This is a genomic window from Streptomyces coeruleorubidus (assembly GCF_028885415.1).
In the GTDB taxonomy this organism is placed as follows: Bacteria; Actinomycetota; Actinomycetes; order Streptomycetales; family Streptomycetaceae; genus Streptomyces; species Streptomyces coeruleorubidus_A.
The window spans coordinates 201,046-218,323 of record NZ_CP118527.1 but is presented as its reverse complement, the minus strand read 5'-3'; the positions used below and the strand labels follow the sequence as shown (position 1 = coordinate 218,323).

Sequence of the window (17,278 nt, the reverse complement as noted above, 5' to 3'; positions counted from 1 at the left end):
GTCCCGTTCCGGCCCGTCACGGCACCAGGAGCAGCTGCCTCTCCTGCTCCTGGTCGCCGGACGCGACACCGTCGTCGCGGGCCGTGAAGGCCCGGGCGAGCGTGTCGCTCGCCCGCCGCACCGCCTCCGGGGCGCCCTGCACCGTGACGGTCACCGGGGCGGACAGGCGCTCGGCGCCCGCCCCGGCACTCCCGGCGGGACTCGCGTCCGTGCCGCCGTCGAAGGTCGCCATGTGCACCGTCGCGTTCTCGTCGGCGGGCAGCTCGTCCGGCGCGCCGAACGTGCCTTCCAGGGCCCGGACGACCGCTCGTGCGTCGTCGGCGCCCCCGCCGCTGAGCGTGACGGTGAGCTGCGTACCGGACATGCGTCCACGACCTCCTCGGGCTGTGCGTCAGTCGCCGTCCGTGTAACCGTCCGCTGATCGCTCAAACCGCCGCGCGGACCGGGACGACGGCCGCTTACGGGGAACCCGCGTGAGAGAAGCACTTTCGTTCTCACACCGGGGAGGAACAGTGGCGGACACGGCAGAGGGCGCGCCGAGGCGCCGGGGGCGCAACGAGACGGAGGAGGAGAGAGCGGACCGGATGTGGCAGGAGCTCATCCAGGAGGTCCGCGTGGCCCAGATGGGCGTGCAGATCCTGTTCGGTTTTCTGCTGACCGTGGTGTTCACCGAGAAGTACGACGACCTGACCGACACGGACCAGAGGATCTACCTCCTGACGGTCGTCCTCGGCGCGTGCGCGACCGGGGCGCTCATCGGGCCGGTGTCCCTGCACCGCCTGGTCTCCGGGCGGCGCGTCAAACCGCAGGCGGTGCAGCTGGCCTCCCGGCTCACCCTGCTCGGGCTCGTGCTGCTGCTCGCCACGATGACCGCCTCACTGCTGCTGATCCTGCGTGTGGCGACGCACGACGGCTTCGTGCCCTACCTCGTCGCCGGCGTGGTCGGCTGGTACCTGCTGTGCTGGTTCGTCCTGCCTCTGTGGACCCGGCACCGCCACACGTCGAAGTGACGGCCCGTGGTGCTGCCCGCCGTCAGCACCACGGTGTCGGCGGCCGGCGGACGGCACAGCAGGTTCGTCAGCGGGAAACGCCCCGGATCAGCCCCGGTGATGACGTCCGCCAGGAAGTCGTCGACGCGGACCTCCTCGCGGCCCGGCGGGACCACCTCGTGGGTCTCCCGCAGGAACGCCGCGAACGCCGGAGCCCACGCGAACACCACCGCGTGGTGACGGCCGCCGTCGGGTCGGGCGTCACCGAGGAACTCCAGGCGCAGCTCCTGCCACATGCCCAGCGACTCGGGACGCATCCGCACGTCCCCAGCCCGACCGGACGCCGCAGCCCCTCGCCGAGCATCTCGCGGTCCAGCTGCCAGCGGGCGAGGACACGGCCGTCGTGGCTGAAGACGACGGTGACGGCGAACGGGTCCGCGGCGTCGTAGCTCAGGTGGGCGAGCACGCAGAAGCGGTCCGTGTCACCCGCCTGGAGCTGCACCACCAGGGTCTTGTGCACGAAGGAGTTCACGAGAGGGCCTCCGGGAAGAACCAACCGACGTAGAGCCCTCTAGTACCCCCTACACGCACAAGATGCTCAGCCCTCCGGGTGATTCCCGCGGGCACCGCGCAGGGACTCGATGCACACGGCCACGGCCCGCTGGAGCTCCTCCAGACGCTGGACCATGTCGTCCTCGTAGAAATCCCCGGCGTCGTCGAAGGTCAGTTCCTCGAACACCTTGGTCGCCTTCTGGAGGCTACTGTAGAACTTCGTGCGCCGCTCCTGCACCCGCAGCCCCGGGTCGGTCTCGACGGTCTCGACGACGAGGGACTTCATGGTCTCGTACGCCTCGGCGGCCCACTCGCCGGCGTCCTCGCCCTCGTCCAACTCGTCGATGAGCGACAGGTGCCGCTCGGCCTCCTGCCGGAGGTCGGCCGGCGCGTCCACGGTCTGCCCGGCGGGCGTCTTGATCTGCCCGGACTCGGCGATCTGGCGCACGTATCCGATGCGGTCGGCCGCCCTGCTCTCGCCGGCGACGGCCTTCTTCAGTTCGTCGGTGCGCACGACGTCACGGGCCAGCTCGGACTGGAGCTCGGGATCCTCCCGGACCCGGTCCAGCAGGGCCTGGCGGGCCGCGCGGGCCGTGGCGGGGTCGGCGAGGATCGCGGCGCGCAGAGCGGTGGGGTTCTCCGCGACCTCCAGCGCCTTCGTGGGCCGGATGCCCTCCGACTCGGCGGCCTCGGCGATGGCGGTGCCGCGCTCGGAGGTGGCGCTGTTGCGGGAGACGTAGTAGCTCAGCCACACGTCGGCGTCCGGCAGCTCCACCTCCTGACCCGGCGTCAGGGCCTCGAAGTGCGGGACCAGACCGTCGTCGGCCGCCCGGTCCCACGCCTTGTAGTAGCGCATGACCCGCTCGGGGGAGCACCCGGCGAGCTCCGCGAACTCCTTCGCCGACACCTTCGCCGTCTCGTCCGAGGACTGCCCGCCGGGCCGCACACTGCGCGCCACCTTCAACCCGAAGGCCCACCCTCCGGTCCGGGCGTACGCCCCGAACTCCCGCGCGTCCCGCGCGATCGGTTCGGGGCGGGCGCCGGGAGGTTTCGAGCGGGGTGATCGCCAGGGTCACGGACGACTCTCCTGAATGGGGTTGGCCGATTGAGTACGTGCAGGTCGGCAGCCTATACGAGCCCATGGCCCGGGCCGGCCGACGCAAATCGTTTCTCCTCGCCCCGCCCGGCGCGGGAGACTTGGGCCATGGTGAGACCTGAAGTCGGTGCGGCTTTGCGCCACTGCGCGCAATGCGGTGGATACGAGTACGGCGGCGCCCCCGCCTGTGCCGTCTGCCGTGAACTGGTGGACGGCATCGTCGAGGAGGAGTGGGCGGCCTTCCTGCGGCACTGGGACGCCGCCGAAGGCGAGCAGGAGAGAGTGCTGGCCGAGATGGTCGCGGCCGAACCCGACCGGCACGACTGGCGGGTGGTGGACGCAGCCCTGGACCGGCTGGTGTGCCCCGACTGCGGCGACCGGCTCGCACGCGGCCCGGCCGGCTGCCCGGCCTGCGACCGGGCGCACGGCTTTCGCTACGCCGCGATCGAGACCGACCGGCCCGGTGTCCCGCCGGGCAACGAACACGCGATCCGGGTCAATGTCTCGGTGGTGCGCAGGCCGCAGGTCTCCTCCGGGAGCGAGGTCCTCGTCCGCCGCATGCTGCTGCCGCTCCTCCTGGTCGGGTTCTTGCCGACGACCGAGCAGGCCCAGCGGGTGAGCGCGCTGGTCAAGAGGAGCCCCCCGGGGCGGAGGGCTCAACTGGTCGAGGAGAGCGTCGAGGCGCTGGCGGCAGACCTCAGCCGAACGCGTCGCGCAGGGCCGGCAGCAGGGTCTTCTCCGACCAGTCCAGATACGCCGGCTGCGAGTCGCCACCGATCTGGACCAGGGCGATCTCGGTGAAACCGGCCTCGGCGTACGGACGGACGGCCTCGACGAACGCGTCCGGGTCGTCGCCGCAGGGGATGGAGTCGGCGACGTCGTCGGTCGTGACGAACTGGGTCGCCGCCTCGAAGGAATCCGGGTGCGGCAGCTCCGAGTTGACCTTCCAGCCACTGCCGAACCAGCGGAACTGGGAGTGGGCGCGCTTGATCGCCGTGTCCCGGTCGGGGTCGTAGCAGACCGGCAGCTGGCCCACGCGGGGCTTGCCCTCGCCGCCGTGCCGGTCGAACGCCTCCAGCAGCCCCGCCTTGGGCTCCGTGGCGATCACCAGATCGCCCAGCCGGCCCGCGAGCTCGCACGACTGCTCCCCGGAGACGGCGATGCCGATGGGCGGCGCCTGGTCCGGTAGGTCCCACAGCCGGGCCGACTCCACGTCGAAGTGCGTGCCGCGATGGTTGACGTGGCCGCCCTTGAAGAGGGCCCGGATGATCTCCACGGCCTCCTCGAACATCTCGTGCCGTACGTCGACGGACGGCCAGCCGCCGCCCACCACGTGCTCGTTGAGGTTCTCGCCGGAGCCGAGCCCCAGCCGGAAGCGGCCCTCGGACAGCAACTGGACCGTCGCCGCCTTCTGCGCGACCACCGCCGGGTGGTAGCGGAACGTCGGGCACGTCACGTATGTCATCAGCGGGATACGTGACGTGGCCTGGGCGGCCGCACCGAGCACCGCCCACGCGTAGGGCGAGTGCCCCTGCGAGCGCAGCCACGGGAAGTAGTGGTCGGAGGTCACCGAGAAGTCGAAGCCCGCCTCCTCGGCCCGCACCACATGGTCGACGAGCTCTCGGGGGCCGGCCTGCTCGGTCATCATCGTGTATCCGATTTGCACCATAACCGGCGAGTCCCCTGACGACGGGCGTGAAAACTGCTCGATCAAGGCCCCCGGACGGGGGCAGGATGCCCCCATGAGTGCCTCCGCTCTGCCCGCGAGCAGCCCCGCCGCCCAGGGCGTCGACGCGTCCGGCGTCCACGCCTTCCTCGACGCCCTCGAAGCGGCCCCGAGATCGAGCCGCACAGCCTGATGATCATGCGGCACGGCCGGCTGGTCGTCTCCGGCTGGTGGGCGCCGTACACCCCCGACCGCCCCCACCTGCTGTACTCGCTCAGCAAGACCTTCACCGGGACCGCCGCCGCCCTGGCCGAGGCCGAGGGGCTGCTCGACTTCGACGCGCCGGTGATCTCGTACTTCCCGGAGTTGGAGGCCGAGATCACCGACCCGCGCAGCCGGGCCATGCTCGTGAAGCACGTGGCGTCCATGTCGAGCGGCCACGAACGGGAGACCGTCGATGAGGTCTACGGGCTGGACAAGCAGGAGCCCGTGCGCGGGTTCCTGCTGCTGCCGCCGGACCGCGACCCCGGCACCGTCTTCGCCTACAACCAGCCCACCACCTACACCCTCGCCGCGATCGTCCAGCGGGTGACCGGGCAGCCGCTCACCGCCTATCTGCGCCCGCGGCTGCTGGATCCGCTGGGCATCGGCGAGGTGTTCTGGCAGCGGGACCGCGCCGGCCGCGAGATCGGCTACAGCGGTCTGCACGCCACCACCGACGCCGTCGCCCGGCTCGGCGAGCTCTACCTGCGCGACGGGTCTGGGAGGGCGAGCGGCTGCTGCCCGAAGGATGGGTGGCCCGCCCACGCGCCCGCGCATACCGACCGCCGGAGCCATGGGGGGTCCGGACCGGCAGGACTGGGACCGGGGTTACGGCTACCAGTTCTGGATCTCGCGGCACGGCTACCGGGGCGACGGCGCGTACGGCCAGTTCTGCCTGGTGCTGCCCGAGCACGACGCGGTGATCGCGGCGACCGCGGCGAACGAACGGATGCAGGACTTCCTGAACCTCGTCTGGCAGCACCTGCTGCCAGCCTTCGGCCCCGAGCCGCTGCCCGGCCGGGACTCCGCCGACGAGGCCCTGCGGGAGCGCCTCGCCGGGCTCGCTGCCGCCCGCCCCGGCAGGCCGGCACCGCCGGAACGGGCGCAGGAATGGGCAGCCGCCGAGTTCGTGTCCTCCAAGGGGGGCGGTCCCGCTCTGTCGGCCGGGCTCGCACCGGATGCGGACGGCTGGACGCTCCGGCTCACCGAGGGGGAGAACCGGCTGGACCTGCGGATCGGAGCGGAGAGTTGGACGGTGGCGGAGAAGCCGCTCCCGACCGCGGTGAGCGGCGGCTGGACGGATCCCGGCACGCTGGCCGTGGAGGTGGTGTTCCTGGAGACCCCGCACCGACTGGCGCTGACCTGCTCCCTCGCGGACCGTACGCTCACCGCGGGCTGGCGCACGCAGCCCTTCGAGCCCAGGCTCACCCGCCTGCGCGCCCGCGCGGCTCAGTCTGAGCCCGGCCGGAACGTCTTCAGGAAGGTCCGCAGTGCCTCCTGGTTGGCCTTGTCCTCCCAGTCGTCGTCCGGTGTCGTCCAGCGCAGCGAGAAGCTCCGTCCCTCGCCCAGCAGGAAGCCCCGGCCGAAGGTGTGCACCCGGGTGCCGTCGACGTCCGCCGTCCATTCCATGTCGGCGGCCTCGCGTCCCTGGTACGTCGTGGCGCGGATCTCGCCGATCCGCCGGTAGTCGCCGGACCGCTCCAGGTTGGGTTCGACCTCGTCCCGCCACACGGCCACGGGGTCCGGGCCCACGCGTTCGCTGTAGGTGACGGCCAGCGTGCGGTCGTCACCGTCGGCGCCGAAGACCACGCGGTACCGCAGATCGCCCTGGCGATCGGTGTCCAGCCGCTCCCAGCCCTCGGGGAGCGCGACGGAGAAGCCCTCCGGTGCGCGGTAGGTGTGGAACCCGGGCGGCAGGGCCGTGGCCGGGTCGGACGGCGTGCGCGTAGGCGTAGGGGTCGGGGTGGGCGTGGGGTCGGGGACGACGGAGAGGGCGTGGGGGAGGGGGAGCCGGTCCGGCCGGGCGGCTCGGACGGCTCGGGGCTGCCGCCGCCGGTGCCCTCGCCCGGCGGGGCGACGGAGGCCGGTGGCCGGGCCGGGGAGTCCGCCGCGTCGCTGCCCGAGTCGCCGCCGGGCAGCCCCTGGGTCGCGGCGAGCACGGCGACCGCGACGGTGACCACGGCCAGGGTGGTCCCGGCGACCATGGTCCGTCTGCTCCACGCCGGACCCCCCGGCCGCATCGCGGCGTACGCGCCGCGCATCCGCGGCACGGGCACCGTCCCCATGGCCGCTTCCGGGTCCTCGCTGAGCGCGCGGTTCAGCGCCTCCCGGACCACCGGGCGTGTCAGCCGTTCCCGCGCGTCCTTGCGGAGCAGTCCCTGCACGACCTGGGTGAGCGGTCCGGCGCGCACCGGCGTGCGCAGCGGCAGCCGGTCCACGCCCTTGAGGGTGTTCTCCGGCCGGCCCCGGTCCCGGAAGGGCGGACGGCCCTCGACCATCGTGTAGAGGATCGCGCCGAGCGCCCACAGATCGGCCGCCGGCCCGATGTGCTGGTCGCGGGCCTGTTCCGGGGAGGCGAACGCCGGTGCCGTGAGCCGGGGCGCGAGGGTCGCGCCGACGAGGCCGTAGCCGGTGACGACGACCGAATGGTCCTCGCGGACGAACACCTGGCCGGGCTGAGCTCGCCGTGCGTGATGCCCTCGGTGTGCGCGGCGTCCAGCACGTCGAGCACCTCCAGGCCGATGCGGGCGGCCCGCACGTAGTTGAACGTGCCCTGTTCCGAGAGGAGTTCGCCGAGCGGGGTGCCGTCGATCCACTCGTTGACGGTCCACAGGGTGCCGGCCTCCTCGACGGCGTCGACGACCGTGGCGATCCGGCCGGGGCACAGCAGCGCCATGCGTTCGGACGTGCGCAGCAGGCGGCCGGCGGCCCGGCGCTCGGTCTCGTACGCGTCGTCGGGGAGCCCGATCTGCGTGACGAGACACGGGCGGGAGACCTCGCCGGCACCGATGTCCTCGGCGTACCAGCAGATGCGGTTGGTCTCGCGCTGGATGATCTCGAGCAGCCGGTACCGGCCGACGACCAACTGGTGTGTGGAGACGTGCGCCCTGCCCATGGCCATCCCTCGCTGGAAACCTGGCTCTCACCTTTTCCAGAAGTACGGGGGGCGAGCCGTGTTGCGTTCAACCGGATCGCAACTCCGCGTTCATTCTTGTCTTTTATTCAAGAGAGGGGATCAAGTGTGCGAGGGGAAATGGTCTTTCGCGGGCTCAGGAGCGGCTCACCTCGGCCGCCCCGGGATCGGCGCGGGGCGGCCGAGGTGTCGCCGCGGGTGTCTCCGGGGGTGCGGAGAATTCGTCCCCGCCGCCCGCAGATTCCCAAATCCCTGGCTGGCCTGCTGGTAACCGACGGTAAATGCGAAGGTGTCCGACGGCTGAACTCGGCACCCCTGGCGATGAATTCGGCGACGGATTCTCCGAGGGCGGTCGGCTCAGACCTCCCGCCGCACCAGGAAGCCGAGCAGTGACCGCAGTTCACCGAGGGCCCTCGCCTCCAGCGGCACCCCGGCGAGCGCCGTCTCGACGGCGGCGAGGTGGCGCCGGGCCTGAGCCATGGCCGCCGAACGGCCGCCCGCCCGCTCGATCAGCTCCGCCGCCGCACCGGGATCGTCGCCCGTCTCCAGGAGTGCGGCGATCCGGTCGCCACTCGGGGAGCCGAGCGCGACCAGTACCGGCAGCGTCTTCTTCCGCTCCCGCAGATCGCCGTGGACCGGCTTGCCGGTGACCCGAGGGTCGCCCCAGATGCCCAGCACGTCGTCGACGATCTGGAACGCGATCCCGAGGTGCCGGCCCACCCGGTCGAGCGCGGCGGCCGTCACGGGCGCGGCACCGCCGAGCACGGCACCCAGCGCGGCCGCGCAGCCCAGCAGCGAGCCCGTCTTGTGCTCCGCCATCGCCCGGTACTCTTCCGGCCGGACCCGCTCCGGTCCCGTCCAGGGACGGTCGGCGAACAGCAGGTCGTCCGCCTGCCCGCGCACCAGGTCGCCCAGCGCGACGGACAGCGTCCGCACGGCCGCGGCTCCGCCCGGCTGCGCGGCGAGCGTCTCGACGGCCAGCGCGAACAGGGCGTCGCCCGCGAGGACCGCGGGTCCCGTGCCGTAGGCCTTCCACACGGCCGGGCGACGGCGCCGGTCCGCGTCGCCGTCCATGATGTCGTCGTGCAGCAGGGAGAAGGCGTGCACCAGCTCGACCGCGACGGCCGCGGCCACCCCGTCCCGCCCGGACGCACCGGCCGCCTCGGCACCGAGCACCGCGAGCGCCTGCCGCACGCCCTTGCCGCCCGGGGCGACGGCCGGCGCACCGCCCACCTCACACCAGCCGAAGGAGTACGCGGCCATCTCGCCGATCCAGGGGTGCAGTTGGCTGACGGCTTCGGAGAGGGCGGGGCGTACGAGGGTGCGGCAGCGGTGGAGGATCTGGTGGGGTCGGGCTGGAGGTCGGGCGCGGCTGAGTGGTCGGGGGTGCCGGGGCGGCTGGGGCCGCCCGCGCGGACAGGGCTGATCGCGTGGTCGGGGGGCAACGCGTGGAGGGGGCCGACCGCGTGGTCGAGGCCGCCGGAATGGCTGGGGCCTCGCGCATGGTCGGGCTCGGCCGCGTGCACGGGGCCACTCGCGTGGCCGGAGCACACCGCGTGGTCGGGGGTCATCTCGTGGTCGGGGGCGCCCGAGTGGCTCGAGCCGCTCGCGTGGCCGGAGTCGCCCGCCTGGGCGAGGTCACCCGCGTGGCCGAGCCCGCCCGAAAGGCCGTCCGCCTGATCCTGCCCCTCGTCATGCGCGGCCCCGTCCCCCGCGCCGCCCCTACCGCCATGGAGGACACCGTCACCGTGCCACCTCCGCCACCCTCGCCTCGACGAGCCCGGCATCCGATATGCCGAGTTCGTCGTACGCGCGAGCCACCATCTTGCGGGCGTGCTGGAGACCGATCCGCTCCAGTGTGCCGGCGAGCTCGGACAGTTCGGCCGCCGTCTCTGCGCGGTCGCGGCCCAGCCGGGCCAGGGACTTGGCGAGGCCCAGCCGCGACAGCGCCTCCCCGCGGGGCTCGCTCATCTCGCGGAACTCCGCGAGGGCCTGCTCGTACAGGGCGCGCGCCTCGGCGTAACGCCCGGCCCGGTACAGGACGTTGCCGCGCATCTTGTGGTTGTAGGCCAGCGCGCTGGACAGCCGCATCGCGCGGCACGTCGCCTCCGCCTCGCTCAGCAGCTCCAGCGCCCGCTCGGTGTCCCCGTCGCGCACCGACACGACGTCGGCCAGACCACGCAACGCCCAGGCGTGACCGCGCCGGTCGTCGGCGCGCGCGGCGATCTCGGCGGACTCCTCGAACAGGGCGTACGCGGTGTCGTAGTCCCCGGTGTTGCGGTGCATCTGCGCGATGCCCTCCAGCGCCCACACCGTGTGCCGTGCCTCCCCGCGCCGCCGGGCCTCGGCGAGCAGCTGCTCGTGCAGCCGGCCGACGGCCTCGTAGTCGCCTTGGATGCGGCCGGTCTCGGCCAGGCCCGCCAGCGAGTAGCCGCGTACGACGATGTCCCCGCCCTTTTCGCCCAGGTCCGCCGCGAGCTGTAACAGCCGGCGGGCCAGCCGGAACGCCCCGCGCTGCCGGGCCAGCGTGCCGCCGCTCCACAGCGCCCAGGCCATCGCCGCGACGTCCTCGGCCCGGCGGGCGGCCCGGTAACTCGCCTTCCACGCCCGGTCCGCGTCCTCGACCCGGCCCAGTCGGCGGTGCGCCTCGGCCACCGCGAGTCCGGAACGCGCCGCCTCCCCGGGCTTCCCGCGCGCTCGGCCGCCCTCAACTGCTCGGTGCCGGCGGCCAGCACGTCGGTCAGTGAGGAGTTGACGGACAGGGTGGTGAGCGCGCCCTGGTACTCCGGGGCGAATGCCTTGCCGTACATCGATGCCCTTCGTCCGTATACGCATCATGTATACACCCTGTGTATACATGATGCGTATAGAAAGCTGGAAACCTGCCCTGGCCACAAGGGCCAGGGCATCACCTGTTGTCGATCAAGACGTCGACCGTACGGACGGGGTTGCCTGTGAGGCGCAGATCACCGTGGGAGGGGGCTTTAGTGCTGACCAGCCTTCTGCGGTGTCGCCTCGCTCGGCCGCACGACGACGTATCCCTCGCCCTGGAGCGCCAGTTGCACGGCCTCGCCGGAGCCGCCGCGCAGCATCGAGCCGATGGACTGGGAGCGGTGCAGCGAGGTCTGCAGGCCCGCCGTCCAGCCGACGATCGCGTCGGTGTCGACGTACACCGGGTACTGCGGGGAGACCGGGATGACGAGCGGAGTGCCCTCGCACACCAGGCCCAGCTTGCCGTGTCCGGTGAAGACGCTGTTGAACAGGCCGCCGCCGGTGATGCCGGCGCCCTTCACGGTCGCGATGCGGTAGGACAACGTGGCGTCGAAACACAGGACGTTACGGCCGTTGACCGTGAACTCGTCACCGGGTTCGACGTCGACGACGAAGCAGTTCTGCGCTTCGTGGGCGAACCAGGCCTCGCCCTGCCCGCGCACCGCCATCAGCGGAAGTCCCTCCCCGGTGACCGCGCGCTTGAGCATGCCGCCCACGCCCTGGCCCTTGCGCTCGAACTGGAGGTTGCCGCGGTAGGCGATCATCGCGCCCTGTCGGGCGAGCATCTCGCCGTTCACCGTGTAGCGGAGGCACTTGGCGTTCTCGACCGTCATACCCGGTGCGACGGCCGGCTGTGCCATGTGCTGGCTGGAAAAGAGGTCACCCTTCATAGGCGCATCCTCACCCGGAGCGTCCCCCTCCGCCAAGATCGGGGCGTGTGACGGGCAGGGCGCGCGGTGGCGCGGTGTCAGCCGCCGAAGAGCTGCGTCCAGTACGCACCCGCCCGGCCGCCGCCCGCGAAGCCGACCCCGAGGTGCGTGAAGCCGGGCTTGAGGATGTTGGCCCGGTGGCCGGGGCTGTTCATCCAGCCCTCCACCACTTCGGCGGGGGAGCGCTGGCCGCAGGCTATGTTCTCGCCGATGGAACGCCGGGTGGAGCCCGCGGCGGCGGCCCTGTCCCAGGGGCGGCTGCCGTCGGGCGCGGTGTGCGAGTAGAAGCCGCGGGCCACCATGTCCGCGCTGTGCGCCTGGGCGGCGGCCGTGAGCAGGGGATCGGCGGCCAGGGGCGGGAGTCCGGCCCGGGCGCGCTCCCGGTTGGTGAGGTCGGTGACGGTCGCCGCCGCGCCCGCCAGCCCGTCCGGTGCCAGGGGCATGGCCAGAGCGCGGTCCAATAGGTGTCGGCGGTGGGACCGTCGTGGACGTGGGCCACTCCGGCGTGGGTGAACGCCGGGTCGTGCAGGGTGCGGCGGGCCCCGTCCGTGCGCAGACAGTACGCGACGAACTCGGCGGTGGTACGCGGGCCGGACACCAGGTGCTCGCCGACGGTGAGGTACGCGTACCCGGCGCCGAGGACCCGCTGGTAGACGGAGATGCCGTCCCGGCTCTCGACACCGAGGCGTCCGGACGCGGCCATGGCGGCTGCGTGGGCCGCGCCGCGGACACCAGCCGCGGATCGAGCGAGACCGGTGGTGAACCGGCGGCGGTACGAGCGGAGTTGACCAGGGCGGTGAAGCCGTCCGGGTCGGGGGCGGACGGTACCGGGGCGGAGGGCCCGGGGGAGTCGCCGACGCCGGCCGCGCTCCCGATCAGGCGCCGCGCGGCCGGGACCGGCGTCGGCGCATGGGCCGCTCGCTGCGCGCCGCCGGCGAGGGATCTCGGCCGCGCGCCCGGCGCACCGGCCGCCGCCGAGTCCGGCCCGGACCCGGGCGGGTCGTCCACGACGTCGACGCCGAAGTCCTGGCGAGTCCCGCCAATCCGTCGGCGTACCCCTGGCCCAGGGCGCGCAGCTTCCAGCGGTCACCGCGCCGGTAGAGCTCCGCGAGCAGCAGGACCGTCTCCTGGCGGGGGCGCGCGGGGTGAACCGGGCGAGCGGGTGGCCTCCCGCGTCGGTGACGTGCAGCGTGGGGGAGGGCAGACGGCCGAGGGCGGTTCCGGGCTCGGCGGGGCTGACGGCGACGGTGACCCAGGTGGCGCCGGTACGCAGCCTCGCCGGGTCCACGGTGAGCGCGTCGCCCCGCAGCGTCGCTCCCGGTGCGGCCGGCTGGTTGTAGAAGACGAAGTCGCCGTCGTCCCGCACCTTTCCGCCGTCGTCCGTGACGAGCGCGGACACGTCGAACGGGCCGGGCACCCGGACGGTCACCGCCCCGCCCGGAAGCGGCAGATTGCCCCCGGGGACCAACTCGCTCATCACGCCCCCCCTGCTGTCGTCGTACCGGCCTCCCGTGGGGGACGCGGATGCCCGGACAACGGCCGTGGCCGCGCGAGGGTTCCCACGTCAGCCCGGGCCCACGACCGCCTTCAACGTCTTCGACCGACAGACCGACCGAGGCCACCCCGCACAGCGTGGGAGGCCGCACCACTACCGTGTCGTACGCCGGGACGGCACGGAGCATCCGACTCGCTCCCGGTGGCTCCGCGACGCTGCGGGATCTCGCCCCCTGACACCGCCCGCCCCTGCACACCGGCCGAAGGAGCGCCCACGATGCCCCGCACCGCACGCCCCCGCGGCCGCACCGCCCTGGTCACCCTCTCCTGCTGCCTCGCGCTGGGCTGCGCGTCCGGCGGAACACCCCAGGGGAGAAGCCGGCCCCGCCGACCGGCGCCCCGACCGGGCCCGGCTACGGCGTGGTCACCTGGGCCTCCTCCGCCGACCGCATCGGCACGGCGGTCGACGGCCGCGGCTACCGGCTGGTCGTGCGCACCAGCGTCGCGGCACCGGCCTCAGGGTGCGGCTGTCCAACGCCTTCGGGACCAGCCGTGACGTTCGACAACGTCCACGCGGGTCTCCAGCGCGACGGAGCCGCACTCGTCCCCGGCAGCAACCGGCGCCTGACCTTCGGCGGCGCCCGCTCCGTCACGGTCCCCGCCGGCGGCATCGTCTACAGCGACCCGCTGCCCGGCCACGTCCCCGCCGCGAGCGCGCTCGCCGTCAGCCTCCACGTCCCCGGGCGGCGGAGTGCTCACCGGGCACTGGATGGCGATGCAGACGTCGTACACCACCGACGGCGACCACACCGCGGAGGAGAGCGGCGCCAACTGGGCGCAGCGGACAGGGTCCTGGTTCTACCTCGACGCCGTCACCGTGCGGCCCGGCCCGCTGCGGGCGCGGTGGCCGCTCTCGGCGACTCGATCACCGACGGCTGCAGTCCACGACCGACCTCGACCGCCGCTGGCCCGACCACCTCGCCCGCCGGCTGCGCACGTCCCCCGAGACCACCGTCAGGGGAGTGGCCAACGCGGGCATCGCAGGTAACAAGGTCCTCACCGACGGCCCCGGACAGAGCGCCCTGAACCGACTGTCGCGGGACGTGCTCTCATTGCCGGGTCTGCGCACGGTGTTCCTCTTCCAGGGCGTCAACGACATCAAGGCCGAGCCCGGCGCCACGGCCGACGAGCTCATCGCCGGGTACCGCACGCTGGCCGACAGGGCGCACGCGGCCGGGAAGTGCGTCGTCGCCGCGACGATCGCCCCCTACAAGGGCTGGCAGGAGTGGGACCCCGCCGGGGAAAGCCGTGCGCCAGGAGGTCAACACCTTCATCCGCACCAGCGGCCAGTTCGACGCGGTCACCGACTTCGACCGCATCCTGCGCAGCCCCTACGACCCGAGCGGATCCTCCCCGCCTTCGACGGCGGCGACCACCTGCACCCCAACGACAAGGGATGCAGGCGATGGCCGACGCCGTCGATCCGGAGAGCCTCGACTGCGGCAGCCGCTAGCCCGGATCGGGGATACGCGACCAGCTTCGCCCGGCCTGCCCGGCGGCGGCCGGTCACGCCGGACGCCGACGGCTCCGGGGCGATCAGACCCTCCCGGTAGGCGATCGCCACCGCCTCACCACGGCTCGACGCGCCCAGCTTGGCGAGGATGTTGGAGACGTGGACGCTCGCCGTCTTGCCGGTGATGAACAGCTCCTCGCCGATCTGCCGTTGCTGCGGCCGAGCGCGAGCAGCCGCAGCACCTCCTGCTCGCGGGCGGTGAGCACACCGGCGCGCTCGTAGGTCTCCGGCGTGTCCGCCAGGCGTCCGCGCCGGACCAGGGCGTCCACCTGCTCCCGCAGCGGCGTGGCGCCGAGACGGTCGGCGGTCTCCCGGACCTCGCGGGCCTCGGCCGCTGCCTCCTCACGACGCCCGGCCGCCACCAGGCCTCGGCGTACCGCAGCCGGCAGCGCGCCTGCTCGTAGACGTCGCCGTAGCCGAACGCCGTCACCGCCTCCGACCAGGCCTCGGCGTCCGGCCCCGAGACGGCCCGGATCCACTCCGCCTCGGCACGGGCCAGCCAGGCCTGTCCTTCGGGCCCTGGGGAGCACCGTCCTCGCTGTGGGCGGCGGTGGCCCGTGCCAGCTCCACCAGTTCGGCCGCGGTGTCCGTCCAGCGGCGGGCCCCGCCTCGTCGCCGGCCGGCCGCGGCTCGGCGGCGGCGTCGGCGACCCGGACAACGCCAGGGCGGCGAGCCGGACCGTGACGTCCGGGGGGTGCCCACCTCGTCGGTGAGGGCCGCGACCGTGGACCGCGTCCACCGCACCGCGTCCTCGGGATCACGGCGCAGCGCCGCGGCGTCGGTGAGCACGATGCCCGCGACCAGGGTGGCCATCCAGTCGAAGGGCCCCTCCAGCAGGGCACGGGCCCGGTCGGCGGCCGCCATGTCGCCCCGTGCCAGGGCGACATACAGCGCGGGACCGACCGTGTACCCGCCGGCGGCCGGCAGTACCTCGGCATCGGCCGGCGCCGCCCGCACACACTCGTCCCAACGGCCCGCACGTGCAGCACCTGCAACCGCAGGTACCGCATCTCCAGCGGATACGGGGACGACAGCAGCCCGGCGCGCCGGGCCCGGTCCAGGCCCTCCGTCAGCCAGGGCACGCACTCCGCCAGCGCACCGGACTCGTAGCAGCCCATGGCCAGGTTGAACAGGGCACGCAGCTCCACGGCCGCGTTGCCCGAACTCCGCGCCAGCTCCCGGGCCCGCAGCAGCCGCTCACGGCCCTCGGGACCGCGCCGTCCACCTCCGTCGAAGACGGCCAGGGAGATCAGCAGGTCCGCCTGGGCGTCGGTCGCTCCCAGCTCCTCGGCCACGCCCAGGGCCCGCCGGACGACCCGCAGCGCGGTCTCGTTCTCCCGACGTGGCGTGCGGCCATGGCATGCGTGGCCGCCGCCCACAGCCACGTACGCGACGGAGGGTCCTCGGGGATCATCGCCAGGGCCTCGCTGCTGTAGGCGAACGCCGACGTCAGGCTGTCCACGCTCAGCAGGTTCCCGGCGAGGGTGTAGCGGACCCGGGCGGCGAGTTCGGAGTCGGCGTCCTGGCCGAGCTCCGCCAGTGCGGACCGCGTGAGGGAGACCGCCCGGTGCAGCTCCCCGGCGTGCACGGCCGCCGCCGAGGCCCGCAACGTCAGGGTCACACGGTCGACCCCGACGCCGCAGGGCCGCGCCTCGGCACCCACCGCCGGCCACAGGTCGAGAGCCGCTTCCAGATGCCGCTGCTCCTCGGCCGGCGCACCCACCCGCTGGGCGTGGTCGGCGGCCTCCAGGGAGGCGGCCAGCGCCTCGGCGAGGTCGTGGCTCTCCCGGTAGTGGTGGGCACGCTCGGCAGCGCTCTTCGCGGCCCGCCCCCGCCCGGCGAGCAGCCGGGCGAACGCGCCGTGCAGCCTCGCCCGCTCCCCGGGGAGCAGATCGGCGTAGACGGCCTCCCGGGCGAGGGCGTGCCGGAAGGAGTACGTGTCGTCGTCCCCGGCGACGAGCAACTGCCGCCCCACCGCCTCCCGCAGCGCCGACTCCAGCTCCTCCTCGGGAAGCCCGACCGCCTCCCGCAGCAGCTCGTGCTCCACCCGGCGCCCGGCGACGGCCGCGGTCCGCAGCACCTGCTGCGTGGTGTCGGACAACTGCTCGAAGCGGATCAGCAGCACATCGGCGAGCCCGCTGGGCACTCCACCGGACTCCGTGTCCGTCGCCGCGAGCAACTCCTCCGCGTAGAAGGCGTTGCCCTCGGCCCGCTCCACGATGCGCCGCACCGTGGCCTCCGCCAGCGGACGCCGTTCGAGCTGCCGCACCAGTCGGGCCACATCGGAATCGCCCAGCGGCCGCAGCTCCAGCCGCTCCACGGCGGGCAGCCGTATCAGCTCCGCCAGCAGCGGCCGCAGCGGGTGACGACGGTGCAGATCGTCCGCCCGGTACGAGGCGAACACCGCGAGCCGGTGCCGCAGAACACCCCGGCCGAGCAGAAACCGCAGCAGATCCCGCGACGACTGGTCCGCCCAGTGCAGATCCTCCAGCACGAGCAACAGCGGCGCGACATCCGCCACCTCGGCCAGCAGCCCCGCCATCCCCTCGAACAGCCGCAGCCGCCCGTCGACGTCCCGCGCGGAATCGGTCCCGGCCCCCAGCAGCCGCTCGACCACGGACGAGCGGCCAGAGCGGCAGCGAACCGCTCGTCGGCGGCGAGCACGCCCAGGATCTCGGTGAAGGGCAGATAGGGCAGACCGACGTCACCGAGATCCACGCAGTGCCCGGTGACCACGGTCATTCCGGCGTCAGCGGCCAGCCCGCCGGCCTCGTCCAGCAGCCGGGTCTTGCCCACCCCGGCGTCCCCGGCGACGAGCACGGCCCGGGCCTCTCCGCCGCGCGCACGCTCCAGCACCGCAGAGAGCCGCGTGAGTTCGGCATCCCCCCGACAACCGGCGTGACAGATGAAGCCTGCGGCACAGGACCAACCTTCTTTTTTCAGGGGCGCGGGGCTGTGACTCTATGCGGCTCCGCCGCGTGGGCGCGATCAACCACATACAACCCGCAGCCGCCACGAAACGACGGGACCCT

Annotated in this window: 6 protein-coding genes and 8 pseudogenes; 4 read left to right on the top strand and 10 right to left on the bottom strand. The window is 73.4% G+C overall.

What is annotated here, in order from left to right; translation table 11 throughout:
• Positions 1-16: 16 nt before the first annotated feature.
• Positions 17-364 carry a hypothetical protein gene (locus PV963_RS01120; protein WP_274813749.1) on the bottom strand — a complete coding sequence of 116 codons (348 nt, stop codon included), beginning with the start codon at positions 362-364 and terminating at the stop codon, positions 17-19.
• Between the two features lie 148 nt (positions 365-512).
• Here PV963_RS01120 and PV963_RS01115 point away from each other — a divergent pair, with 148 nt between their 5' ends.
• Positions 513-1,010 (top strand): DUF6328 family protein, encoded by a 498-nt coding sequence (locus PV963_RS01115; RefSeq protein WP_425540861.1) that lies wholly within the window; start codon positions 513-515, stop codon positions 1,008-1,010.
• Positions 1,011-1,102: 92 nt separating this feature from the next.
• Here PV963_RS01115 and PV963_RS01110 read toward each other — a convergent pair.
• Both PV963_RS01110 and PV963_RS01105 read right to left on the bottom strand, forming a co-directional pair.
• Positions 1,103-1,521, bottom strand: a pseudogene (locus PV963_RS01110) (SsgA family sporulation/cell division regulator); the annotation flags it as partial.
• A gap of 66 nt (positions 1,522-1,587) precedes the next feature.
• A pseudogene (locus PV963_RS01105) lies at positions 1,588-2,617 on the bottom strand (hypothetical protein).
• A 128-nt stretch (positions 2,618-2,745) separates the two neighbouring features.
• Here PV963_RS01105 and PV963_RS01100 point away from each other — a divergent pair.
• Complete coding sequence (locus PV963_RS01100) at positions 2,746-3,438, top strand: hypothetical protein (protein WP_274813748.1); 693 nt, start codon at positions 2,746-2,748, stop codon at positions 3,436-3,438.
• On the opposite strand, the gene PV963_RS01095 is transcribed toward PV963_RS01100, so the two are convergent.
• Positions 3,335-4,306, bottom strand: a complete 972-nt coding sequence (locus PV963_RS01095; RefSeq protein ID WP_274813746.1) for an LLM class F420-dependent oxidoreductase — start codon at positions 4,304-4,306, stop codon at positions 3,335-3,337. The two genes, PV963_RS01100 and PV963_RS01095, sit on opposite strands and share 104 nt — an antisense overlap.
• A 73-nt stretch (positions 4,307-4,379) precedes the next feature.
• Here PV963_RS01095 and PV963_RS01090 point away from each other — a divergent pair.
• Positions 4,380-5,786, top strand: a pseudogene (locus PV963_RS01090) (serine hydrolase domain-containing protein); the annotation flags it as partial.
• A gap of 8 nt (positions 5,787-5,794) precedes the next feature.
• Here the strand turns inward: PV963_RS01090 and PV963_RS01085 are convergent.
• The 5 genes and pseudogenes from PV963_RS01085 to PV963_RS01065 all read right to left on the bottom strand — a co-directional run bounded on the left by PV963_RS01085 (position 5,795) and on the right by PV963_RS01065 (position 12,656).
• Positions 5,795-7,460 (bottom strand): annotated as a pseudogene (locus PV963_RS01085) (serine/threonine protein kinase).
• Positions 7,461-7,835: 375 nt separating this feature from the next.
• Positions 7,836-8,741 (bottom strand): polyprenyl synthetase family protein, encoded by a 906-nt coding sequence (locus PV963_RS01080; RefSeq protein ID WP_425540860.1) that lies wholly within the window; start codon positions 8,739-8,741, stop codon positions 7,836-7,838.
• Between the two features lie 480 nt (positions 8,742-9,221).
• Positions 9,222-10,288: pseudogene (locus tag PV963_RS01075) on the bottom strand (tetratricopeptide repeat protein).
• Positions 10,289-10,462: 174 nt separating this feature from the next.
• Positions 10,463-11,140, bottom strand: a complete 678-nt coding sequence (locus tag PV963_RS01070; RefSeq protein ID WP_274813745.1) for an AIM24 family protein — start codon at positions 11,138-11,140, stop codon at positions 10,463-10,465.
• 77 nt (positions 11,141-11,217) lie between these two features.
• Positions 11,218-12,656, bottom strand: a pseudogene (locus PV963_RS01065) (CAP domain-containing protein).
• A gap of 362 nt (positions 12,657-13,018) precedes the next feature.
• On the opposite strand from PV963_RS01065, the pseudogene PV963_RS01060 reads away from it, so the two are divergent.
• Positions 13,019-14,186, top strand: a pseudogene (locus PV963_RS01060) (SGNH/GDSL hydrolase family protein).
• Between the two features lie 57 nt (positions 14,187-14,243).
• Here the strand turns inward: PV963_RS01060 and PV963_RS01055 are convergent.
• A pseudogene (locus PV963_RS01055) lies at positions 14,244-17,167 on the bottom strand (helix-turn-helix transcriptional regulator); the annotation flags it as partial.
• Between the last annotated feature and the right edge of the window lie 111 nt (positions 17,168-17,278).